General features: G+C 22.1%; 19 protein-coding genes and 1 pseudogene. 11 read left to right on the top strand and 9 right to left on the bottom strand.

The features are described 5' to 3' along the window. The first annotated feature begins 23 nt into the window (after nt 1-23). The 5 genes from aroA (at nt 24) to tpiA (ending at nt 5,010) form a co-directional block, all read left to right on the top strand. Nucleotides 24-1,313 (top strand): 3-phosphoshikimate 1-carboxyvinyltransferase, encoded by a 1,290-nt coding sequence (gene aroA, locus AB4W60_RS01440; RefSeq protein WP_367676006.1) that lies wholly within the window; start codon nt 24-26, stop codon nt 1,311-1,313. 59 nt (nt 1,314-1,372) lie between these two features. Next, nucleotides 1,373-2,041 carry a (d)CMP kinase gene (gene cmk, locus AB4W60_RS01435; protein WP_367676005.1) on the top strand — a complete coding sequence of 223 codons (669 nt, stop codon included), beginning with the start codon at nt 1,373-1,375 and terminating at the stop codon, nt 2,039-2,041. Between the two features lie 118 nt (nt 2,042-2,159). Then, the gene (gene rpsA, locus AB4W60_RS01430) at nt 2,160-3,830 is read left to right on the top strand and encodes a 30S ribosomal protein S1 (RefSeq protein ID WP_367676004.1); all 1,671 of its coding nucleotides are present in this window, start codon (nt 2,160-2,162) and stop codon (nt 3,828-3,830) included. A gap of 38 nt (nt 3,831-3,868) precedes the next feature. Further along, nucleotides 3,869-4,147 (top strand): HU family DNA-binding protein, encoded by a 279-nt coding sequence (locus AB4W60_RS01425; protein WP_343188432.1) that lies wholly within the window; start codon nt 3,869-3,871, stop codon nt 4,145-4,147. Between the two features lie 86 nt (nt 4,148-4,233). Further along, nucleotides 4,234-5,010 (top strand): triose-phosphate isomerase, encoded by a 777-nt coding sequence (gene tpiA / locus AB4W60_RS01420; RefSeq protein ID WP_367676003.1) that lies wholly within the window; start codon nt 4,234-4,236, stop codon nt 5,008-5,010. A 16-nt stretch (nt 5,011-5,026) separates the two neighbouring features. Here the strand turns inward: tpiA and AB4W60_RS01415 are convergent, their stop codons facing one another. The 7 genes from AB4W60_RS01415 to phrB form a co-directional block, all read right to left on the bottom strand. Next, nucleotides 5,027-5,821 (bottom strand): MIP/aquaporin family protein, encoded by a 795-nt coding sequence (locus AB4W60_RS01415; RefSeq protein ID WP_367676002.1) that lies wholly within the window; start codon nt 5,819-5,821, stop codon nt 5,027-5,029. A gap of 127 nt (nt 5,822-5,948) precedes the next feature. Then, a complete protein-coding gene (gene pfkA, locus AB4W60_RS01410; RefSeq protein ID WP_343188429.1) occupies nt 5,949-6,911 on the bottom strand; it encodes a 6-phosphofructokinase in 963 nt (320 codons plus the stop codon). Between the two features lie 79 nt (nt 6,912-6,990). Continuing rightward, complete coding sequence (gpmA, locus tag AB4W60_RS01405; protein WP_343188428.1) at nt 6,991-7,680, bottom strand: 2,3-diphosphoglycerate-dependent phosphoglycerate mutase; 690 nt, start codon at nt 7,678-7,680, stop codon at nt 6,991-6,993. Between the two features lie 42 nt (nt 7,681-7,722). Further along, on the bottom strand, nt 7,723-8,907 hold the full coding sequence (gene sucB / locus AB4W60_RS01400; RefSeq protein ID WP_367676001.1) for a dihydrolipoyllysine-residue succinyltransferase: 1,185 nt from the start codon (nt 8,905-8,907) through the stop codon (nt 7,723-7,725). 12 nt (nt 8,908-8,919) lie between these two features. Next, nucleotides 8,920-11,709: a 2-oxoglutarate dehydrogenase E1 component gene (locus AB4W60_RS01395; protein WP_367676000.1), complete on the bottom strand. Its 2,790-nt coding sequence runs from the start codon at nt 11,707-11,709 to the stop codon at nt 8,920-8,922. Between the two features lie 368 nt (nt 11,710-12,077). After that, on the bottom strand, nt 12,078-12,824 hold the full coding sequence (locus AB4W60_RS01390) for a Nif3-like dinuclear metal center hexameric protein (RefSeq protein WP_367675999.1): 747 nt from the start codon (nt 12,822-12,824) through the stop codon (nt 12,078-12,080). Beyond that, nucleotides 12,817-14,253: a deoxyribodipyrimidine photo-lyase gene (phrB, locus tag AB4W60_RS01385; RefSeq protein ID WP_367675998.1), complete on the bottom strand. Its 1,437-nt coding sequence runs from the start codon at nt 14,251-14,253 to the stop codon at nt 12,817-12,819. The genes AB4W60_RS01390 and phrB overlap by 8 nt, the downstream gene beginning before the upstream one ends. A 282-nt stretch (nt 14,254-14,535) precedes the next feature. Here phrB and fldA point away from each other — a divergent pair, with 282 nt between their 5' ends. Next, complete coding sequence (gene fldA / locus AB4W60_RS01380; protein WP_367675997.1) at nt 14,536-15,048, top strand: flavodoxin FldA; 513 nt, start codon at nt 14,536-14,538, stop codon at nt 15,046-15,048. A 199-nt stretch (nt 15,049-15,247) separates the two neighbouring features. Here fldA and gap read toward each other — a convergent pair whose 3' ends face one another. Next, nucleotides 15,248-16,243 carry a type I glyceraldehyde-3-phosphate dehydrogenase gene (gap, locus tag AB4W60_RS01375; protein WP_343188422.1) on the bottom strand — a complete coding sequence of 332 codons (996 nt, stop codon included), beginning with the start codon at nt 16,241-16,243 and terminating at the stop codon, nt 15,248-15,250. Nucleotides 16,244-17,725: 1,482 nt separating this feature from the next. On the opposite strand from gap, the gene AB4W60_RS01370 reads away from it, so the two are divergent. Next, nucleotides 17,726-18,724: a beta-propeller fold lactonase family protein gene (locus tag AB4W60_RS01370; RefSeq protein WP_367675996.1), complete on the top strand. Its 999-nt coding sequence runs from the start codon at nt 17,726-17,728 to the stop codon at nt 18,722-18,724. Between the two features lie 36 nt (nt 18,725-18,760). On the opposite strand, the gene bioA is transcribed toward AB4W60_RS01370, so the two are convergent. Continuing rightward, nucleotides 18,761-20,056 (bottom strand): adenosylmethionine--8-amino-7-oxononanoate transaminase, encoded by a 1,296-nt coding sequence (gene bioA, locus AB4W60_RS01365; RefSeq protein ID WP_343188420.1) that lies wholly within the window; start codon nt 20,054-20,056, stop codon nt 18,761-18,763. An 82-nt stretch (nt 20,057-20,138) separates the two neighbouring features. On the opposite strand from bioA, the pseudogene bioB reads away from it, so the two are divergent. The 4 genes and pseudogenes from bioB to bioD form a co-directional block, all read left to right on the top strand. After that, nucleotides 20,139-21,062 (top strand): annotated as a pseudogene (bioB, locus tag AB4W60_RS01360) (biotin synthase BioB); the annotation flags it as partial. A gap of 101 nt (nt 21,063-21,163) precedes the next feature. Continuing rightward, nucleotides 21,164-22,315, top strand: coding sequence for an aminotransferase class I/II-fold pyridoxal phosphate-dependent enzyme (locus AB4W60_RS01355; protein WP_367675995.1), 1,152 nt, complete (start codon nt 21,164-21,166; stop codon nt 22,313-22,315). Beyond that, nucleotides 22,308-23,051, top strand: a complete 744-nt coding sequence (gene bioC, locus AB4W60_RS01350; RefSeq protein WP_367675994.1) for a malonyl-ACP O-methyltransferase BioC — start codon at nt 22,308-22,310, stop codon at nt 23,049-23,051. The genes AB4W60_RS01355 and bioC overlap by 8 nt, the downstream gene beginning before the upstream one ends. Then, nucleotides 23,048-23,734, top strand: a complete 687-nt coding sequence (gene bioD / locus AB4W60_RS01345) for a dethiobiotin synthase (protein ID WP_367675993.1) — start codon at nt 23,048-23,050, stop codon at nt 23,732-23,734. The genes bioC and bioD overlap by 4 nt, the downstream gene beginning before the upstream one ends. Nucleotides 23,735-23,829: the final 95 nt, after the last annotated feature.

Raw genomic sequence — 23,829 nt, 5'->3', positions numbered from 1 at the left:
TGTTAATGAGAGCGCTTAATTTTATGAATAAATCTTTAAATATGAAACCAGTAAATTACATAAATGGAGAAGTTTTTTTACCTGGTTCAAAGAGTATTTCTAATCGTATTCTTCTTATGGCATCTATTGCTCAAGGTATTACAAAAATATATAATTTATTATATAGTGATGATACTAAATACATGTTAAATGCTTTAAAGATATTGGGTATAAAATATTTTTATAATGAAAAAAAACTTATTTGTATTGTGCACGGTTACGGTTTGCCATTAAATATATCTAATAACATAAAATCAATTTATTTAGGTAATGCAGGAACTGCTATTAGACCACTAACTGCATTATTGAGTTTAATTAAGGATTGTAATTTAATTCTTACTGGAGATTCAAGAATGCAAGAAAGGCCAATAGGACATTTGGTTAGTGCTTTAAAAGAAGGGGGAGCCAATATTACATATAATAAAAAAAAGTTTTATCCTCCTATAAGTATTAAAGGAGGTTTTATTGGAGGTGAAATATCAATTGATGGTAGTATTTCAAGTCAATTTTTAAGTTCTTTATTAATGATTGCTCCTTTATGTAAAATAGATACTGTAATTAAATTAAAAAATAATTTAGTATCTAAACCTTATATAGATATAACGTTAAATCTAATGAAACAATTTGGAATATTATTTATCAATAAAAATTATAAAGAATTTTATATTCCATCTAAACAAATTTATAAATCATTAGGTAAATATATAGTTGAAGGAGATAGCTCTTCTGCATCTTATTTTTTAGCTGCAGCAGCTATTAAAGGAGGTACTGTAAAAGTAAAAGGAGTAGGTAAAAATAGTATACAAGGAGATGTTAATTTTATTCATGTATTAAAAAAAATGGGAGCTATTATACATTTAGGAAATAATTATATTTCTTGCACAAGAAATGTTTTAAATTCAATTGATATGGATTTAAATCATATTCCTGATGCAGCTATGACTATTGCAATAGTTGCTTTATTTGCTAATGGTACTACAACAATTAGAAATATTTATAATTGGAGAGTTAAAGAAACCGACAGAATTAAAGCTATGGTAATTGAGTTACGTAAAGTTGGAGCTAAAGTAATAGAAGGGTATGACTATATATCTATAACCCCTCCTTTAAAAATTAAATACGCAATTATAGATACTTATAATGATCATAGAATGGCTATGTCTTTTTCTCTATTATCATTATCTGATCTTTCTGTGACTATTTTAAATCCACAATGTACTTCTAAAACTTTTCCAAATTATTTTAAAGAATATTTAAATATTAGTCATTTTTAATTTTAATTAAATTAATTTATTAAAAAATTTTATTTTTTACTATATAACACAAAAATAATATGAATATAGTACCTGTTATTACAATAGATGGTTTGAGTAGTACTGGAAAAAGTTCTTTATGTAAAATTATTTCTAAAAAACTAAACTGGAATGTTTTATATTCTGGTATTTTTTATAGGATTTTGGCTTATATTTATATAAATATTAATAAGAATATTTTTGACAAAAAAATATTTTCTTATTTTATGGATTTTGAAATTAAATCTTCTTGCAATGAAAAATCCATTCAAGTTATTTTTCAGGAAATTGAGATATATAAAAAATTATTGCTTCCAGAAATTAGTATTTTAGCTTCTAAATTATCTCAATTTTATTTTGTTAGAAAATCTTTACTTGATATACAAAAGTCATTTCGTAAAGAGCCAGGATTAGTTGCTGACGGTAGAGATATGGGTACAATTTTGTTTCCAGATGCTTATATAAAATTTTTTTTATATTCTGATATTAAAAAACGATCATTACATAGGATGATTCAGTTGCAAGAACAAGGAGTTAATGTTAATTTAAAAACAGTTATTAATGAAGTAAAAAAAAGAGATTACAGAGATTTACATAGAATTTATTCTCCTGTAATTCCTGCAAAAAATGCTATATTAATTGATGTAACATCAATGACATTAAAAGAAGTAGTTAACTTTTCTATAAAAAAGATTAAAAATTTATTTTAATAAAATTTATTTTTATATAATTAATTTCTATAATATGGATATTAATGAATATTTTTAATAACCCCGTTAAACATGAAGTATAACGGTAGTTAAATTTTAAGATCTGAAGATTATTAATATGACTGAATCTTTTTCAAAATTATTTGAAGAATCACTTAAAACAATTGAAACACGCCCAGGATCAATTATCAAAGGTACTATTATTTCAATAGACAAAGATACAATCTTAATTGATGCTGGTTTAAAATCTGAGTCTGTTATTCCTATAGATCAGTTTAAAAATTCTAATGGTGAATTAGAAATTAAATTAGGCGATAAAATTGATGTAGCTTTAGATGCAATAGAAGATGGTTTTGGAGAGACTGTTTTATCTAGAGAAAAAGCAAAACGTTATGAATCCTGGATTATGTTAGAAAAAGCTCATGCAAATAATACTACTGTAAATGGAGTTATAAATGGAAAAGTTAAAGGCGGTTTTACTGTAGAATTAAATGATATAAGAGCATTTTTACCTGGTTCTTTAGTAGATATTAGACCTATCAGAGAAACTATACATTTAGAAGGTAAACATCTTGATTTCAAAGTAATTAAATTAGACAAAAAAAGAAATAATGTAGTTGTTTCTAGAAGAGCTGTAATTGAATTTGAAAATAGTGCTGAAAGAAATTTACTTTTAGAAAATCTAAAAGAAGATATAAAAGTTAAAGGAATTGTAAAAAATCTTACTGATTATGGAGCTTTTGTTGATTTAGGTGGTGTAGATGGTTTATTACATATAACTGATATGGCTTGGAAACGAGTTAAACATCCTAATGAAATAGTAAATATAGGAGATGAGATATTTGTTAAAGTTTTAAAATTTGATAAAGAAAAAACTAGAGTTTCATTAGGTTTAAAACAATTAAGTACTGATCCTTGGATATCTATATCAAAAAGATATCCTGAAAATACTAAAATTACAGGAAGAGTTACAAATTTAACAGATTATGGTTGTTTTGTTGAGATAGAAGAAGGTGTTGAGGGTTTAGTTCACGTTTCTGAAATGGATTGGACTAATAAAAATATTCATCCATCTAAAGTAGTTAGTGTAAATAATATAGTAGAAGTTATGGTTTTAGATATAGATGAAGAAAGAAGAAGAATATCTTTAGGATTAAAGCAATGCAAAAAAAATCCTTGGAAAAGTTTTGCAGAAAAGAATATAAAAGGTAATAAAGTTCAAGGAAGAATTAAATCTATTACAGATTTTGGTATATTTTTAGGATTAGAAGGTGGTATAGATGGATTAGTTCATTTATCAGATATATCTTGGAACATTCCAGGAGAAGAAGCAGTTAAAGAATATAAAAAAGGTGATGAAATTACTGCTATCGTGTTACAAGTAGATTCTGAACGAGAACGAATCTCTTTAGGAATTAAACAATTAGAAGAAGATCCTGTAAATAATTACATTAACAATCATAAAAAAGGCACTTTAGTTTTTGGTAAAATAATTAATATAGATGATAAAAATATAACAGTTAATTTATCTTTAGGAGTTAATGGTAATTTAAAAATTTCAGAATTATCTCGTATTTGTCCTGAAAATTATATAAATAATTTAAAATTAGATAGTCATGTAAATGTTAAGTTAAATGGATTAGATAGAAAAAATCGTTTAATAATTATTTCATTACATTATAATCAAGAAATAGAAAATAAAAAAGTACACATAAAACAAAAAAAGATAAAAGAAAAAAATAATTTTTCTAGTATTATGGCTGAAGCTTTTAAAGCAGCAAAAAAGTAATTAATTCATCAAAAAATATTATTTTCTATAGAGGATTTATGGTTACATCTGAATTATGTCAAAAAATTGCTCAAAAAAAAAATAATTTATCAATAAAGTTTATAAATTTAATAGTAAAAAAAATTATTAAAATTATGGTAATAACATTAGAGTCCGGATTACCTATACAGATTAGAGGATTTGGAAGTTTTTATTTAAAATATTTATATCCTCGTATTTTAATTGATCCTACAAATCTTAATAAAAGATTAATATCTGAAACATACGTTACTCGTTTTAGATTAAGTAAAAAAATTAAATGTATTCTAAATATTTAAATGTTATTTAATCAATATATTCCGTTCTAATTTCTTATTATTTTTAGACGGAATATTAAAAATTAATTTTAAAAGGTATAAATTATATGAAAAAACCTGTAATTATTGCTAACTGGAAATTAAATGGAAATAAGAAGTTAGTTGTTAGATTTTTAAATAAATTAATTAAATTTTGTGAAAATAATGAAATTTCTAATATAATTATCGCTTTACCTTACGTTTATTTAGATATGGCTATACAATTAGTTGCTAAATGTAATAAAAATTATTTTAATAATTGTATTAATATAGCTGCTCAAAATGTTGATGTAAATGTTTCTGGATCTTTTACAGGAGAAGTATCTGTATCTATGTTAAAAGACATAGGAATTTCACATGTTATAATAGGACATTCTGAAAGACGCATGTTGCATAATGAAAATTGTAATTATATTTCTAAAAAATTCGATATAGTTAAAAAAAATTTACTTACCCCTATTTTATGCATAGGAGAAACAAAAAAAGAAAATTTATTAGGTTTAACTAAAATAGTTTGTAAAAAACAAATAGATTCTATAATACTAAATTCAGGTAAAAAATCATTTATAAATTCTATAATAGCATATGAACCTATATGGGCTATAGGTAGTGGAAAAGCTGCTGATATTGAACAAATAAAGGAAACTCACAAATTTATAAAGGAATATATACTTGATGTGAGTTCTATTAATAAAAAACTGTTTTCAGTTCTATATGGAGGTTCTGTAGACGAAAAAAATTCATTTAGATTAATAAATAATTCTTATATTGATGGTTTATTAGTCGGTAAATCTTCACTAGATATTGATATTTTTTTGAAGTTATTAAATAATATAAAAATATAATTTATAAAATTTTAAATTAGATTAATTTAGTTAATCTTATGTATCCAAAAGCTCCTATAATAGTTCCTGATAAAGATCCAAATAACGGAATAAAAAAGTAAGGAAAATCTCTGCCTCCAGTAAATGATATACTTCCCCATCCAGCTAACCACATAAATATTTTAGGACTTAAGTCTCTAGCTGGATTTAAAGCAAATGAAGTTAATGAACCCATAGAAGTACCTATAACTATGATTAATGATCCTATTATTAAAGGTGTTAATAAATATGAATAAGATGAATAACTAGTTTTATTGAAATCATTCAACGTCATTGTTACATACATAAAAATAGCTGCAATAACTATCTCAACTATTAAAGATTTTAAAGTACTAACGTACCCATTAGGATATGTAGAAAATATAGCAGCCAAATATAAACTTTCTACAGTTCCTCTTACAATTTTATGAGAATTCTCAAAATTGTTAAATAAATTATAGTATAAAAAATAAACTAATGAAGTAGAAGTAAAAGAACCTAACATTTGTGAAATTATATAAGGGATAACTTTTTTTTTGTTAAAATTAGAAAATATATATAAAGTAATTGTAATAGCTGGATTTAAGTGAGCTCCTGATATTTTCATACTAGAATATATCCCTATAGAAACACCTAATCCCCATATTATACTAATATCTAATTGCCCAAAGTTTATATTTGTTAATTTAGATGCAGCTAACACTCCTGAACCAAAAAAAATTATCAATCCTGTACCTATAAATTCAGATATACATTGCCTTTTTAAAGAAAAATTTGCATGCGAACAATTCATATTAATTTCCTAGAAAAATATGAATTAAATACTAATTCATATTTAATTTTTATATTTTATTATTTTTAATAAATTTTATTTTTATAAATATGATTTTGTAAATATTTTTACTTCATAAATTCAATTTTTAATATAATTTTTTTGCAGTTTTTAACCATTCTAACTTAAATGATTTTTTCATATTTTTAATTGCATCTAATATATCATGGTGTACAAGTTTTTCGTTTCTAATTCCTATACAACGTCCTTTATATCCTTGTAATAATAATTTTATAGAGTACTCACCCATTCTTGAAGCAAGTATTCTGTCATATGCTACAGGAGATCCTCCTCTTTGAATATGCCCTAAAACTGTAGCTCTTGTTTCTCTCTTCGTTTTTAGTTGAATATATTTTGCTAGTTTTTCAATATCACAGATATATTCTGTTATAACTACAATAGCATGTTTTTTTCCTTTTCTTATTCCTGCTTTTATTTCTGATAATAATTCTTTTTTTGAATACTTTATTTCTGGTAATACTAAAAATTCACATCCTCCTGCAATAGATGCTGCTAAGGTTAAATCTCCGCAACTACGCCCCATAACTTCTACTATAGATATTCTTTGATGAGATGAAGAAGTATCACGTAGTCTATCTATTGCTTCTACAATAGTTTCTAATGCTGTAAAATATCCTATGGTATAGTCAGTTCCTCCTACGTCATTATCAATTGTTCCTGGAAGTCCTATACATGGAAAACCCATATCTGTCAACTTTTTTGCTCCCATGAAAGAACCATCTCCTCCAATAACAACTAAAACATCTATTCCTCTATTAATTAAATTTTTCTTTGCAATTAGTCTAGTTTCTTTGTTTTTAAATTCTGGAAATCTAGATGATCCTAAAAAAGTACCTCCTTTGTTTATAACATCAGAAACACTATATCTATCTAAATTTATCATTCTATTTTCATATAAACCTAAATATCCATCATAAATACCAAAAACTTCTAAACCTTCACTTAAAGCTGTACGTGTTACACCGCGAATTGCTGCATTCATACCTGGAGCATCACCACCGCTAGTGAGTACTCCTATTTTATTAATCATTAATTATCCAATTGTTTAGTTATAAAAATATTAAAAATAATTTCGATTAGTTAAAGTAATTTTTTTATATTTTTAAATATTACTTTAAATAATATTTATTTATTGGTTTTAATTTTTCATTTAGCTCATATATTAAAGGAGATGCTGTAGGAATATCTAATTTTATGATTTTATCATCTTCTATTTGTTCTATATATTTTATTAATGCTCTTAAAGAATTTCCATGAGCTACAATTATTATTTTTTTTCTTTTTTTTAATTGAGGAATAATATACTTATTCCAATATTGAGTTACTCTCAATAAGGTCATATATAAACTTTCTGAATCAGGAAGGTTAATTATATTTTTATAACGTAGATCATTTTTAAATAGTAATTTATTATATTGATTTATTTTAGGTGGTTTTTCATTAAATCCTCTTCTCCATAATTTTAATTGTTTTTCTCCATATTGTATAGCAATTTTTGTTTTATTAAGACCTTGTAAATTTCCATAATGTCTTTCATTCAATCTCCATGTTTTTTTTACTTCAATCCATAATTGATCTAATGTACTTAATGTGTACCATAGAGTGTTTATTGCTCTTTTTAGTAAGGAAGTATATGCAATATCAAAATAAAAATTACATTTTTTTAATTTTTCTGCTGCTTCTTTTGCTTCTTCAATTCCTTTATTTGAAAGATCAATATCACACCAACCAGTAAATTTATTTTCTTTATTCCATAAACTTTCACCGTGTCTCATTAAAACTATTTGTATATTTTTCATTATAATTTCTCTTTATTATAAAAAATTATTTTTATTAATATTTTATATTTGTAATATGATTCTTGTTGTATCTTCTATGTTTTCTTTTATTTTTAATAAAAAACCTACAGCTTCTTTTCCATCAATTAATCTATGGTCATATGAAAGAGCTAAATACATCATAGGTGCAATTTTAATTACATCATCAATAACTATAGGTCTATTAATAATAGAATGCATTCCTAGTATAGCTGTTTGATTTATATTAATTATTGGAGTTGACAATAATGATCCGAATATACCTCCATTTGTTATTGTAAAATTTCCACCGCTTAAATCATTAGTACTAATTTTTCCATTATTTCCATTTTCAGCAAAATATTTAATTTTTTTTTCTATTTCTTGAATACTAAGCATATCTGCATTTTTTATTACTGGAGTAATAACGCCTCTAGAAGTTGAAACTGCAATATTTATATCAAAATATTCATAATATATAATTTCATTATTTTCTATAACTGCATTAATCATAGGATAATTTTTTAAACTTTCTATAACTGATTTAACAAAAAAAGACATAAAACCTAAACGTATACCGTATTTTTCTTTAAATTTATCTCCATATCTTTTACGTATTTTAATTATATTTGACATATTGCATTCGTTAAATGTAGTTAACATTGCCATTTCATTTTTAGATTTAATTAGTCTTTTTGATATACATTTACGAAATTCGCTCATTGGTACATGTTTTTTTTTACGATTTAAATCATTACCAAATTCATAATTTGTTTTATTTTCTTTTTCATTAGAATTTGAACTATTTATATAAGTTTCAATATTATTTTTTATTTTTTTATTGATACTCTGTTCTTTTATTTTATTTATTTTATTTAATTCGTAATTATACAATATTCTTCTTAATGATGGCGGTGCATCTTCAATCAGTTCTTTTTTAATTTGATTTTTACTTTTATTAATATTATTTATATTTGAATGATCTTTTATAATCTTTAATTTTCCTATTATTTCTTTAGATGATATTTTTTTATGATTATTTTTAATAATTTCATATAAAATTCCTGAACTAGGAGAAGGAACTTCTAAAATTACTTTGTCTGTTTCTATATTTACAATTATTTCATCTCTGTTTACAAAATCTCCTTGCTTTTTATTCCATTTAGCTACTGTTGCTTCAGTTATTGATTCCGGAAATTCTGGTGCTAAAATATCTATTTTATTTGTCATATAATCCTTAAATTAATTTATATCTAATGCTGCTTTTAAAAATCTAATTTGTTCTTTTTTATGAATATATGCATGACCTGCTGCTGTTGAAGGTGAAGATTGACGACCTTCATAACTTAATAAATTAATATCAAATAATAATTTTTTAAAATTATTATAAATATAGTACCAACCACCTTGATTTTTAGGCTCTTCTTGGCACCATACAAAATTTTTAATTAAAGAATATTTTTTTAGTATGTTTTTTATTTCTTTTTTAGGAAAGGGATATAATTGCTCAATTCTGATAATGCATATATAATTTTTTTTAAAAGTACGTCTCATATATAATAAATCATAGTAAACTTTACCATAACAAAATATTATTTTTTTAATTTTTTTAAAATCTAAGTTATCTATTTCGTCAATTATCAATTTAAATTTTTCTTGTATTAATTCATTTAAATCTGATTTGGCGCTTTGATGTCTTAATAATGATTTAGGAGAAAATATTATCAATGGTTTTTTGATTTTACAAAATACTTGATTAATTAATAAATGATATATTTGAGAAGGAGAAGATGGAATACATATTTTTACATTATTATTTGAGCATAATTGCAAAAATCTTTCTATTCTTCCTGAAGAATGTTCTGGTCCTTGTCCATCGTATCCATGAGGTAAAAGCATTATTAATGATGATTTGATTCCCCATTTTTCTTCTCCAGAAGTAATAAATTGATCTATTACTACTTGAGCACCATTTACAAAATCACCAAATTGAGCTTCCCATATATTTAATCCTTGTATATTAATTGTTGAATAACCATATTCAAAGGCTAAAACTGATTCTTCTGATAAAACAGAATTAAATATAAAAAAATTTCTTTTATTTTTATCTATTTCATATAAAGGAATATAATTTAATCCATTTTTTTGATCATATATTACAGAATGTCTATGAAAAAAAGTACCTCTTTTAATATCTTGACCAGATAATCTACATTTAATACCAAAATAAATTAAAATTGCATATGCTAAATTTTCTGCTGCTCCCCAATCTAGTAATTTTTTTTCTGTTGACATACAGTAACGATCTTTGTAAATTTTATTAACTCTATCATGTATTTTAAAATCACAAGGTATTTTACTTATTTTATTTAATATTTTTTTTAAGAAGTTTTTGTCTATAATTTTAGAATATATATCTTTTTCTAAATCCAAATTTTTATACATAAAATTGTTATTTGTAAAATTTGATTTATCAATTTTATTTTTAATTACATTATTATCAATAAGATTTTTTCTGTATCTATTTTGAATTTCTGTAATTTGTTTTTCTGTAATATTATTCATTTTTTTTAATAAATTTGAAAATATATTACAAACAGTTTTATGTTTTTTAATTTTCTTATACATAATTGGTTGGGTTACACTAGGATCATCGGCTTCATTATGTCCGTGTCTTCTATAACAAAATAAGTCTATAAAGATATCTTTTTTAAATTTCTCTCTAAATTCTATTGCTAACTTTGTTACAAAAATTATAGCTTCAGGATCATCTGCATTAACATGAAATATGGGAGAATTGATCATTTTAGCAATATCTGTGCAATATTTTGTAGATCTTGCATCTTTATAATTTGAAGTAGTAAATCCTATCTGGTTATTAATTATAATATGTAATGTACCTCCTATTTTATAACCTCTAGTTTGTGACATGTTTAAAGTTTCCTGTATAACTCCTTGTCCAACAAAAGATGCGTCTCCATGAATAGAGATAGGTAATGCTTTATTTTTGATTTTTTCTGAATTATAATCTATATATGCTCTAGTTATACCAGAAATTACAGGATTAACTATTTCTAAATGAGAAGGATTATAAGAAAGAAGTATATTAATAATTTCTTTTTCTTTTTTTATATAGGAAGAATATCCCATGTGATATTTAACATCTCCGCTACCCTTTTTAAATATAAATTTATTAGAAAATTGTTTTATTAAATTATTAATATTTTTTCCTAAAATATTTACAAGAACATTTAAGCGACCTCTGTGAGCCATTCCTAATATAATATGAGTAATTTTTTTTTTAAAAGAACAATTTATAGTTTCTTTTAATAAAGGAATTAGTGATTCAGCTCCTTCCAATGAAAATCTTTTTGATCCAGGGAACTTTGATGATAAATATTTTTCTAATGTTTCTGCTTCTACTAAATGTTTTAGAATTTTAATTCTACTATTTATACTTTTAGAATAATCTCCTTTTTTTGATTCTATTTTTTTTTGTATCCATTCTTTTTCCTCTGATTTATCAATATGCATATATTCAAAACCTATATTTCCACAATAGATTTTTTTTAATTTGAATATAATTTTTTTTAATTTAATTAAATCTTTTTCTGAAAAAAATTTTTTAGAAAAGTAATTTTGTTTTGTATTTTCATCATAAATATTTAAATTTCTTAAGTTATTTTTAGAAGATGATATTTTTTCATAATTCTTTAAAGGATTTATTGAAGCATATTTATGTCCGTTTTTGCGATAATAGTATTTTAAAATAGATATTTCTTGATTCAAATTATTTGTAGCCTTTACTGATTGAATTTCTGTTGTTTTTTTATTATTTTTTTTTATTTTATTTAATTTATTGCTTAATATTGTTTGAAATTTTAATTTTTTATTTTTAAAAAAATTTTTTACACTAATATCAACTGAATTAGGATCATTAATGAAACTATTAAATAATTTTTCAAAATGTGTATTACTTAAATTGTAAATCCAATCATAAGTTCTATTTGTTTCTTTTATTTTGTTTTTCATAATTTTATTAAATTTTAAAAAATTTTATAATAAACATGTTTTATATGGCAAAATAAATTTAAATTAAGTTAATAATATTAAATTATTTTTATTTTTGATATTTATATATTTAAGATTTGAAATATTTATTTAATTTATTAAAATATTTAAGTATTTAATCTTTAAAATTTTATTTTTGATTAAATTATAGTAGAAAGGATAAATATTTTTATTAAATATCGTTTACATAATGTAAATATATTTTTATTTAATTTATAATTAATTTAAAATTTATTTTATATTTTATACAAAAAAAACACAAACAATTTTTATTTATTTGAATTAACTTTTATTTAATTTTAATATTATTAAAAATAATTATCTAGTTTTTATGCTGGATTATATATATTTATGAATTTTATATCTAATTTATATTTTTTTACTAACCAATTTCCTAAAGATTTAATACCTTCTATTTCAGTTGCATGATGTCCTGCTGAAAAAAAATGAATTTTATTTTCTTTTGCATAATGCATAGTTTGTTCAGAAATTTCTCCTGTAATAAATGCATCTGCCCCTATTTCTATAGCTAAATTAATGTATTTTTGTCCTGCTCCACTGCACCAAGCTAAATTTTTGATATTAGACATAGGTCTTTTGTAACCACAATAAATAGGTTTACGATTATATATTTGTTTAATTTTTTCTCTTAATTCTTGTGCTGTAATATTTTTTTCAAATTCACCAATAAATATTTTATTCATTATACATTTTTTAAATTTTATACCTAATTGTTCAGCTATTTTAATATTATTTCCTAGTTTTAAATTCATATCTAAAGGTAAATGCCAGCTATATAAATTTATATTATTACTTAATATACTTTTTAGTCTTAACCTTTTCATACCAGTAATAATTTGTTTTTCATTATTCCAAAAATATCCGTGATGTACTATAATTGTATTAGCTTTAATATTTATTGCTTGGTCAATTAGTTCCTTGCAAGCTGTTACACCTGTAACAATTTTTTTTATATAATATTCACCTTCTATTTGTAATCCATTTGGAGTAAAATCTTTAAAGTCAGATGAATTAAGTTTTTTATTTATAATTTTTTCTAATTTTTTATTATTCATAATTTTTTGTTTTATATTTTATTTTTGCTAATATTTCTTTATTTTTATTAATGGTTTTTTTATATTCAACAATTGGTTTAGGATAATTTGGTATTTTAGATTTAATCAAAAAATTAATATCATGCAAATACTTTGTTTTTATATTTTTTAGTTCTGGAATATATTTTTTAATAAATTGTCCTGTTGAATCAAATTTTTTACTTTGAATAAATGGATTAAAAGTTCTAATATAGGGTACATTATCTGTACCTACAGATGCAATCCACTGCCAATTACCATTATTAGAAGAAAATTCTCCATCAATTAAATTTAACATAAAATGTTTTTGACCTTCTCTCCAGTCAATAAAAAGGTTTTTAACTAAAAAACTAGCTGAAATCATACGAATTCTATTATGCATCCATCCTAATGTTTTTAATTGTCTCATTCCTGCATCTATTATTGGATATCCAGTATTTCCTGTTTTCCATAAATTTAAGTAATTTCTATTATGACTCCAACTTATCTTTTTTTCCCATGTATTTAATGTTTTGTTTTGACTTAAATAAGGAAAGGCTACTAATAGGTGTTTAAAGAACTCACGCCATATTATTTCATTTATCCATAATAAAACATTTTTGTTACTAAAAATATTTTTATTATATTTTTTTAGGTAAAATAAACACTGTTTTACGGAAATTATACCCGATGAGAGATAAGCGGATAATTTGCTAGTATGATTTATATATGGAAAATTTCTATAAATACCATAATTAATAATTTTTTTTTTGGAAAAATTTTTTAAAATTTTTATAGCTTTTTTTTCACCAGGTGGGAATATTGTTTCATCAAAATATTCTATACCATAATTAAAGTATTTAATATCATTAAATATATTTTCTTGTATGTTATTTTTTCTATGTTCAGGTGAAGGAAAACAAACTAATTTTTGTGTATTTAGTATATTTAAAACTTTATTTTTAAAATGAGTAAATATTGTATACATTTTGTTATTTTTATTTTTTATACAACCAGGATTTAATATTGTGCATCCATGGAACCCAGTTACTTGTATGTTAATATTATTTAAAGTTTCCTTTATTGAATTATCTTGTTTTAATTCATCATATTCATATTGATAATTATAAAATAGATGAGTAATAGATTCTTTTTTACAAAAATCTACTAAAATAGAATTTATTTTAATATTACTATCTAGACATAAATAATATAAAAATATTCCTTTTTTAATTAGTTCTTTTTTTAGTTCTATCAGGTTTCTATAAATAAAGTATGCTTTTTTAGGAGATAAAAATTTTTTTTTCCATTTTTGAGGTGTAGCTATATAAATAGCTTTTATTATTGCATTTTGATTTCTACAAGCTTCATATAATGCCTTATTATCATTTAATCTTAAATCATTTCTAAACCACATTAGATGTATTGTCATATGTAATTAACCATTAATTTTTTTATTTAACTTTTTATATTTTAATGTTTGATTGAAAGTTAAATTTTTTATAAGATTAAAATTTAAGATTAGTTTTATTTAAAATATATTAGTTTAAATGTTATTTGAAGAATTATTAAGATATTAAAAAGTTTTTTATAGAAATATAAACTAAATTTAAAAATTAATTTGTATGATATTGATAATATAATAATATGAAATATTGCTTTGTAAAACATTTATTATTAAAATAAAAATAAAATCTAATTATAAAAATATATTATGAAAAAAATAGGAATATTTTTTGGAAGTGATACTGGTAATACAGAAAATGCAGCTAAAATTATCGGGGAATATTTAGGTAATAATATTGTTGAAGTACATGATATTGCTAGAACAAAAAAAGAAACAATAGAAAAATTTAATAAATTAATATTAGGTATCCCAACTTGGTATTATGGAGAAATACAATGTGATTGGGATGATTTTTTACCTATAATAAAAGAAATAGATTTTAAAAATAAAAAAATAGCATTATTTGGTTGTGGTGATCAAGAAGATTATTCTGAATACTTTTGTGATGCAATTGGAATAGTATTTAAAATTCTCAAGGAAAAACAAGCAAATATATTTGGATTTTGGCCTACTATAGGTTATAAGTTTCATAGTTCTAAAGCAGCTATAAATAAAAATTATTTTGCTGGTTTAGCCATTGATGAAGATAGACAGCCAGAATTAACTAACAAAAGAATAAAACTTTGGACACAACAAATCAAAAAGGAATTTGATCTTTGATGATTTTAATCAAATCATATTTTTTTGTGATAAAAACTATAATTTTCTAAATTTTTTGAAAAAATTTTACTGTAAAAAATAATAGTAAAATATTTTTATAAAATTAAAATTTAAAGAATTTAAAAATTATTCATAAAATATATACTATATCTTTAAATATATAACAAGATATAGTATAATTTTATGTAAAATTAAACTTTTAGGAACATATAAAAACAGCTAAATCTAACACTTTACTAGAATATCCTGTTTCATTATCATACCAAGATATTAATTTTGCAAAATTGTTATTCAGTCCCAAACCTGCTGTTGCATCAAAAATTGATGTTAAATATTCGCCATTAAAATCAGTAGATACTACTTGGTCTTCAGTATATCCTAAAATTCCACGCATATATGTTTCAGAGGATTCTTTAATTACTGTGCAAATATCTTCATATTTTGCACTTTTTTTATATTTTACAGTTAAATCAACTACCGAAACATTAGGAGTTGGAACTCTAAAAGCAATTCCAGTTAATTTACCTGACAATTCTGGCAAAACTTTACCTACAGCTATTGCAGCTCCTGTGCTAGAAGGTATAATATTTTGTAAAGCGCCTCTTCCACCTCTCCAATCTTTATTTGATTGTCCGTCAACAGTTTTTTGCGTTGAAGTTGTTGCATGTACTGTAGTCATTAAACCTTCTATAATATTAAAATGTTTATTGATTACTTTTGCTAAAGGTGCTAGACAATTTGTTGTACATGAAGCATTAGATATAATTTTTTGTCCAGAATATTTGTGAAAATTAACTCCACTAACAAACATAGGAGTTGAATCTTTTGATGGCCCAGTAATAATTACTTTTTTAGCACCAGATGAAATATGTTTTTGATTAATTTCATCTGTTAAAAATATTCCTGTTGATTCTATTACTACATCAACATCTAATTCTTTCCAATTTAATTTAGATGGACATTTTTCTGATGTTATTCTAATAATATTATTACCTATAATAATGTTATTATTTTTAATAATTATTTTATTTTTAAAATGTCCATGAGTAGAATCATATTTTAACATATAAGCCATATATTTAATATCTATTAAATCGTTAATTGCTACTACTTTTATATTAGATCTCATTTGAGCTAAACGAAAAACTATTCTACCAATTCTACCAAATCCATTTATCGCTATTTTTATAGTCATTTTATTGTTTACCGTAATTTATATGTAAAATGAATTGTTTTAAATTTATATATTAATATTATTTATTTTAAATAAAGTTTATTTTATTAGTTATAAATATAAATTTAAAAAATTTATTTATGAATTATTTTTTTTATTATTATAATAATTGATTATGACCATAATTATCAAATAAATTAATACAAATAAAAAATATCTAAGATATTTTTAGTCAATATTTATAAAATATTTTAAATATTTTAATAATTATAATAGTCTTAAAAAGTATTTTAGTTTACTAAATTTTATTTTTTTGATTTTTATTAAAAAATATAAAATAGTATTAAAAATAAATAATCAATTAATAATATTTAATATTTTTAAAAAATTAACCTATAGATTTAAACCAAAACTATTATTAAATCTTACTATATATATTTTATTTTCAGTAATTGCTAAAGATAAATAATATGAAATAAAATAAGTAATTTAGATATTAAAACTATAAAATGTTTTGAAATAATTAAAAAAATTGCTATAATAATCAATATTTTTATAAAAATTTATTATTTCTAATATAAACTATAAATATTAACTAATTTAAAAAAATTAATTTTCATGTATATTATTTACTTCAATAAATATGTGCAAATTATTCTATTCAGAACTGAACACTATTATATTTCTAGAATTTTAAAATATATCTTATCTATATTAATATAAATATTTTCTTTTATATTTTATATAACTGAAAAAAATCATAATTTTTTATTTACCTGATACAAATATTTTATTTGAATTTTTTATCTATAATTTATTAAATTTATTCTATATTTTTAATATATTTAATTAAATTAATATTTTATAATTTATTCTTTTCTACAAAATTTTTTTTAATAGTATTATTAACTAAAGATATAGTTTTTGGTTTATTAACATTTTATTTTAATAATTATTTTTAATAATTAATGTTGCTTTTTAGAAGTCTAACTTTAGAACTATTTTATATATTAAAATTAAAAATTATATTACTGAGGTATCTATTAACAATTTTGTTAACTTATATAGAATTATTATATAATCTAAATTAATCTATATTATATTATAAAATTACAGCCTAAATTTTTGAATCATAGTTGCATTATATAAATTTTATATTATAAAAAAATTATTTTAATATTAATTTTTATTATTAATTAAAAAAGTGATTATTTTTATGTTTCATAAAACACTATTTATAGTACTTGGATCTTTTTTTGATTAAAATCATAGTTATTTAACTTAAAATAATTGTTTTGCTATGTAAAAATTAAATATAAAATTATATAATGTATTTATAATAATTCTTGATTAACTGAAAATTTATTAGTTTCATTAAACATATTATAATAAAATATCTAATGCTAAGCATGCTAAAATATATGAAAATATATATTTTTATTTAAACAATTTTGATGTTTTTAATAAAAAATAATATTTGATATAAAAATACTATGAGGATATATGAAACAAGTTGTTTATGTTGCAAATTCAGATAGCAAACAAATTCAAGTGATATCAATTAATGATAAAAAAATATTAAATTTAATTCAAACAATTGAAGTTCATGGTCAAATACAACCGCTAAAAGTAATAAAAAAATATAAAATTTTATATGCAGGCATAAGACCTAATTTTCATATTTTGTTTTTTAAAATTGGCAGTAATGGTACATTAAAAAAAATTAGTAAAATTTATATTACAAATAGTATAAATCATATTTCTTCTGATTTTTATAATAAATATTTATTTTGTAGTTCTTATCATGGCAATTGTTTAATAATAATTTCACTGGATGACAAAGGTATTCCAAAAAATAATGTACAAATTATTAATAATATTAATGGTTGTCATTTTTCTAAAGTAGTTGGTAAAAATAATTTTTTGTGTGTAACGTCATTAAAAGATGATTCAATAAATTTGTATAAATTTGTTAATAATCAAAAAATTGTTTTAAAAAAACATTTTATTATAAAAACTTCAAAAAACAGTGGTCCTCGTCATATTGTTATTCATCCAAACATAAATATTATGTATAGTATTAATGAACTAACAGGAAATATTGATGTTTGGAAAATAGATTTAAATTTAAATACATTAAATTTTTTAAAATCTATAAATATTAATTATATAAATTCAAAAAATAATTTTTGGTCTGCAGATATACATATAACAACTTCAGGTAAATATTTATATACAACAGATCGTATGCATAATATTATATCTTTATTTAAAGTCAATTTAGATGGAGAAATTTTTAATATTAAAAATTATAGAACAGAAATTCAACCTAGATCATTTTATATAGACTACTACGATAAATATTTAATTGTTGCAGGAGAAATTTCTAACAAAATAACAATATATAAAATTGCTAATAATGGTTATCTAAAGTTTTTAATGGACTTTAAAGTTGGTAAGAGACCTATTTGGGTATTGATATATAAATTAAATAACAATTAAACTATTTCAGTTTTTAAATAAAAATAATTAAAATATTTATAAATTTATATAAAAAAAATCATTGTAATTTAAAGATAAAATAATAGCATTAGTAAGTTTTTTTAAAGACTTTTTATCTATTATATAAGGAGGAGTAATATATATAAGATTTTTAAATGGTCTTATCCATACACCCTGAGAAACAAAAAATTTTTGTATTTTTTTTATGTTAATAATATATTTACATTCAACAACACCTATAGCACCCAAAACTCTTACGTCATATACTTTTTCATGAGAGTTTAATGGTAATAAACTATAAATTAATTGTTTTTCAATATTTTTAACTTGTTTTTGCCAATGATTTTTTTTTAATATTTTAATATTTTCATTAGCAACTGAGCAAGCTAAAGGATTTCCCATAAAAGTTGGTCCATGCATTAAACATTTGCAAATTCCTTGACTTATAACTTCAGCTATATGTCTTGTAGAAATTACAGCAGAAAGTGTCATTGTACCACCAGTTATAGATTTACCTAAACATAATATATCTGGTACAATATTTGCATATTCATATGCAAATAATTTTCCAGTTCTTCCAAAACCTGTTGCAATTTCATCTATAATTAACGGTATTTTGTAAGAATTAGCTAATAATCTAACTTCATATAAATAATTAGGATGATAAAAGTTCATACCTCCTACGCCTTGTACTATTGGTTCTAATATAATTCCTGCTATTATTTTATGATTTTCTTTTAACAAAGCATAAAATGAATTTATATCTTCAGATAGCCATTTTTTTCCAAATTTAGACTTAGGAGATTTAGCAAATAAATGTTTTGGTAACCAATTATTATAAATATTATGCATAGATTTTTTTGGATCACAAACCGACATAGCGGCAAAAGTATCTCCATGATATCCATTTTTAATTGTAAGAAAAACTTTTTTTACAAAACCTAATGATTGCCAGTATTGAAAAGCCATTTTCATAGATACTTCAATAGCTACAGAACCAGAATCAGCGAGAAATATACATTCAAGTTCTTTAGGGGTTAATAAGATTAAGTTTTTACATAATGCTATAGCTGGAGGATGTGTTATCCCTCCAAACATAACATGTGACATTTTATTGATTTGTTTTTTTAGAGCTCTATTTAATATAGGATTATTATATCCATGTATAGCAGACCACCATGAAGACATTCCGTCAATAATTCTTTTTCCATTAGATAATTTTAAGTATATCTTTTTAGCAGATATTACCGGATAAGCGGTAATAGGATTACACATAGAAGAATACGGATGCCAAATGTGTTTTAAATCAAAATTAGTATCATAATTATTCATAACTAGTATTGTAAATATAAACAAAAAGATTTAATTTATAACTATACACTTTATTTTAAATAAAAACAAAAAAGGAGAATATATGAAATATGTATGGACTATAAATAAGATTATAAAATTATTTGAAAAACCTTTTTTAGAAATTATATTTGAAGCACAGAATGTGCATAGAAAACATTTTAATCCTAATAAATTACAAATTAGTACTTTGTTATCTATTAAAACAGGATCTTGTCCTGAAGATTGTAAATATTGTCCTCAAAGTTCTAGATATAAAACTAATATTAAAAAAGAAAAACTATTAGGTTTAAAAGATATATTAAAATTAGCAAAAAAAGCTAAAGATTCTGGATCTGATAGATTTTGTATGGGTGCAGCATGGAAAAATCCTAATGATAGAGATATACCTCATTTAGAATCAGTCATAAAAGAAATAAAAAAAATGGGTATGGAGACTTGTATGACTTTAGGTTCTTTAACTGTAAAACAAGCTAAAAAACTTGCTAATGCTGGTTTAGATTTCTATAATCATAATTTAGATACATCTCCTGAATTTTATTCTAAAATAATATCTACAAGAACATATGAAGATAGACTAAATACTTTAAACATAATTAGAAATTCAGGAATAAAAATTTGCTCTGGTGGTATTATAGGTTTAGGTGAAAATATTAATGATAGAGCAAAATTATTACTAGAACTATCAAAATTACCTAAACCACCAGAAAGTATACCTATTAATATGTTGGTAAAAATCAAGGGAACACCTATGGAGAATAACGATGATGTTGACCCATTTGATTTTATTAGAATGATTGCAATAACTAGAATTATGATGCCTAATTCATATATTCGTTTATCTGCAGGTCGCGAAAATATGAATGAACAAACTCAAGCTATGTGTTTTATGGCTGGAGCAAATTCTTTATTTTATGGTTGTAAACTTTTAACTGCTTCAAATCCTGATAAAAATACTGATTTAGTTTTATTTAAAAAGTTAGGTTTAACTTCAGAAAAAAAAATAGACTCTAATCTAAATAAAGAAATTAATAATATTATGAACAAAAAAAATGATTTCAGTCTACAATATTATAATGCAGAATTGTAATGATTTTAAAAAAATATATAAAATCTTCTATCAAAAATATTTATATAAATAACAAAATAAAAAATAGAGTTGCTATAGATAATAGCAATCCTAGATTTATTAATATAAACAATACAAGTTATTTAAATTTTTCAAGTAATGATTACTTAGGATTAAGTCATGATAAAAATATCATTAATTCATTTATAAAAGGAATAAAATATTATGGATTAAGTTCATGTAGTTCTACACATATTACAGGATATAGTAGATCACATAAACTTTTAGAAAATGAATTATCTAAATGGTTAGGTTATGAATCTGCTGTTCTTTTTTCGTCTGGTTTTTCTGCTAATCAATCTGTAATTACAACTTTATTTAATAAAAATGATCAAATATTAGCGGATAAATTATCTCATGCTTCAATTATAGAAGCCGCATACAAAAGTAAGGCTAAATTTAATAGATTTCTTCATAATAATTTATATAATTTAAGAAAAATATATAATAAAAAATATAATAAAACATTGATTGTTACAGAAGGAATTTTTAGCATGGATGGTGACTCTGCTCCATTAACAGATATATATAAATTGTCAAAAGAACTTGGAAGTTTATTATTAGTGGATGATGCTCATGGTATAGGTATAATTGGAGATAAAGGTAGAGGTAGTTGTTATAAAGCAAATATATTACCTGATATTTTAATTATAACTTTTGGTAAAGCTTTTGGAATAGGAGGAGCTGCTGTATTATCTAGTATAAATATTAGAGAATTTTTATTACAATTTTCTAAAAAAATAATTTATAGCACAGCAATGCCATCAGCACAAGCTTATGCTATCCTTCAATCTTTGAAATTTATTAAAAAAGGAGATCATCTTAGACAAAAATTAAATAAAAACATAAAATATTTTAAATTAGGTATAAAAAATTCATCATTTAAATTATTAAAATCTAACTCGGCAATTCAACCAATAATAATTGGAAAGAATCATAATACACTGCATTTATCAAACTATTTGAAATCAAATAAGTTATGGATAAAAGCTATTAGACCACCTACAGTACCTCCTGGAACATCTAGATTACGTATTACTATAAATTCTATGCATAAAAGAAAAGATTTAGATTATCTTCTAGATAAATTGTTTGAGTATAGATATGTATAAAAAAAAAATAGGAAGTTCTTTTAATAAAGCGGCAAATAAATATGAAAAGTATGCAATATTACAAAAAATCAGTGGTAAAATTTTAATGTCAAAAATTAAAATTCCTAAAAATAAATTTATTTTAGATGCAGGATGTGGTACTGGTTTTTTTTCTTTAAAATTATTAAATATTGGTAACACTATTGTTGCTTTAGATTTATCAAAATCTATGCTTAATCAAGCAAAAAAAAATAAAACTGCAAATTATTATATTCAAGGTGATATTGAATATTTACCATTATTAAATAATACTTTTCATATTTGTTGGAGTAATCTATCTTTACAATGGTGTAGTGACTTTAATAAAGCTATTTTAGAATTATATAGAGTAACTAAATTAGGGGGTAAAATTGTATTTTCTACAATAGGAAATGGTTCTTTATTAGAATTAAAAAATACATGGAGTTTATTAGATAATTTTGATCATGTAAATGAGTTTTTATCTGTAAAAGATATTATTAATTCATGTTCAATGGGAAAACTAAAAATTTATGAAAAATATATTCAGCTAACTTTTCCTAATATAAAAGAAGCTTTATTATCAATTAAATGTACTGGAGCTAATTATATAAAAAAGAATAGAAAAAAAAATATGTTGACTAGAAAAGATATAATTTTTTTAGAAAGTAATTGGCCAAAAAATAATAATGGATATATTTTAAGTTATAATTTAATATTTGGAATAATTATTTTATGATAAAACGTTGGTTTGTTACAGGAACTGATACTTCTGTAGGTAAAACAGTTGCTGTTTGTATTTTACTAAAAATAGCACATAAAAAAGGATACAAAGCAGTAGGATATAAACCTATAGCTTCTGGATCAGCAATTTTATGTAAAAATAATAAACTAATACTTAATAAAGATGCATTGATGATTCAAAATCATAGTAGTATTAAATTAAGTCATAAAGAAATAAATCCTATTTTTTTTGAAGAACAAGCTCCTCCTCACATATTAAATAAAAAAAATAAGTATAAAATTTCTATGTCAAATTTATCTATAGGATTAAAAAAAATTAGTAAAAAATCTAATTTTTTATTAATAGAAGGTGCTGGAGGTTGGTATACTCCATTATCTAATAAAAATAAATTTTCTGATTGGGTTAAAAAAGAAAAATTATCAGTTATTATAGTAGTTAATTTAAAAATAGGATGTATAAATCATACAATTTTAACATACAAAGCAATTATATCTTCAAATTTAAATGTTTCAGGATGGATTGCCAATAATGTTAAAAAACCAAGTATTTATTGCCAAGATTATATAAATACTATTAATTATATGCTTAAAATACCATTTTTAGGTGAAATACCCTATTCAAAAAATTTAAAACATTTATTTTATAAAAATGATTTAATCAAATTACCACAAAACTAATTAATCAAAGTTTATTTTTTATTTAATTTAATAATTTATTCAAACTAAAGGTTATACAAAATAAAAACACAGTTATTATGATTAATAACTGTGTT

This window comes from Buchnera aphidicola (Neophyllaphis podocarpi) (assembly GCF_964059055.1).
Lineage (GTDB): Bacteria > Pseudomonadota > Gammaproteobacteria > Enterobacterales > Enterobacteriaceae > Buchnera_M > Buchnera_M aphidicola_A.
This window is presented reverse-complemented; position numbering and strand designations above follow the sequence as displayed.

Coding starts and splice junctions, on each gene's coding strand:
- aroA (WP_367676006.1), top strand. CDS start 24: ATGAATAAATCTTTAAATATGAAACCAGTAAATTACATAAATGGAGAA.
- cmk (WP_367676005.1), top strand. CDS start 1,373: ATGAATATAGTACCTGTTATTACAATAGATGGTTTGAGTAGTACTGGA.
- rpsA (WP_367676004.1), top strand. CDS start 2,160: ATGACTGAATCTTTTTCAAAATTATTTGAAGAATCACTTAAAACAATT.
- AB4W60_RS01425 (WP_343188432.1), top strand. CDS start 3,869: ATGGTTACATCTGAATTATGTCAAAAAATTGCTCAAAAAAAAAATAAT.
- tpiA (WP_367676003.1), top strand. CDS start 4,234: ATGAAAAAACCTGTAATTATTGCTAACTGGAAATTAAATGGAAATAAG.
- AB4W60_RS01415 (WP_367676002.1), bottom strand. CDS start 5,821: ATGAATTGTTCGCATGCAAATTTTTCTTTAAAAAGGCAATGTATATCT.
- pfkA (WP_343188429.1), bottom strand. CDS start 6,911: ATGATTAATAAAATAGGAGTACTCACTAGCGGTGGTGATGCTCCAGGT.
- gpmA (WP_343188428.1), bottom strand. CDS start 7,680: ATGAAAAATATACAAATAGTTTTAATGAGACACGGTGAAAGTTTATGG.
- sucB (WP_367676001.1), bottom strand. CDS start 8,907: ATGACAAATAAAATAGATATTTTAGCACCAGAATTTCCGGAATCAATA.
- AB4W60_RS01395 (WP_367676000.1), bottom strand. CDS start 11,709: ATGAAAAACAAAATAAAAGAAACAAATAGAACTTATGATTGGATTTAC.
- AB4W60_RS01390 (WP_367675999.1), bottom strand. CDS start 12,824: ATGAATAATAAAAAATTAGAAAAAATTATAAATAAAAAACTTAATTCA.
- phrB (WP_367675998.1), bottom strand. CDS start 14,253: ATGACAATACATCTAATGTGGTTTAGAAATGATTTAAGATTAAATGAT.
- fldA (WP_367675997.1), top strand. CDS start 14,536: ATGAAAAAAATAGGAATATTTTTTGGAAGTGATACTGGTAATACAGAA.
- gap (WP_343188422.1), bottom strand. CDS start 16,243: ATGACTATAAAAATAGCGATAAATGGATTTGGTAGAATTGGTAGAATA.
- AB4W60_RS01370 (WP_367675996.1), top strand. CDS start 17,726: ATGAAACAAGTTGTTTATGTTGCAAATTCAGATAGCAAACAAATTCAA.
- bioA (WP_343188420.1), bottom strand. CDS start 20,056: ATGAATAATTATGATACTAATTTTGATTTAAAACACATTTGGCATCCG.
- AB4W60_RS01355 (WP_367675995.1), top strand. CDS start 21,164: ATGATTTTAAAAAAATATATAAAATCTTCTATCAAAAATATTTATATA.
- bioC (WP_367675994.1), top strand. CDS start 22,308: ATGTATAAAAAAAAAATAGGAAGTTCTTTTAATAAAGCGGCAAATAAA.
- bioD (WP_367675993.1), top strand. CDS start 23,048: ATGATAAAACGTTGGTTTGTTACAGGAACTGATACTTCTGTAGGTAAA.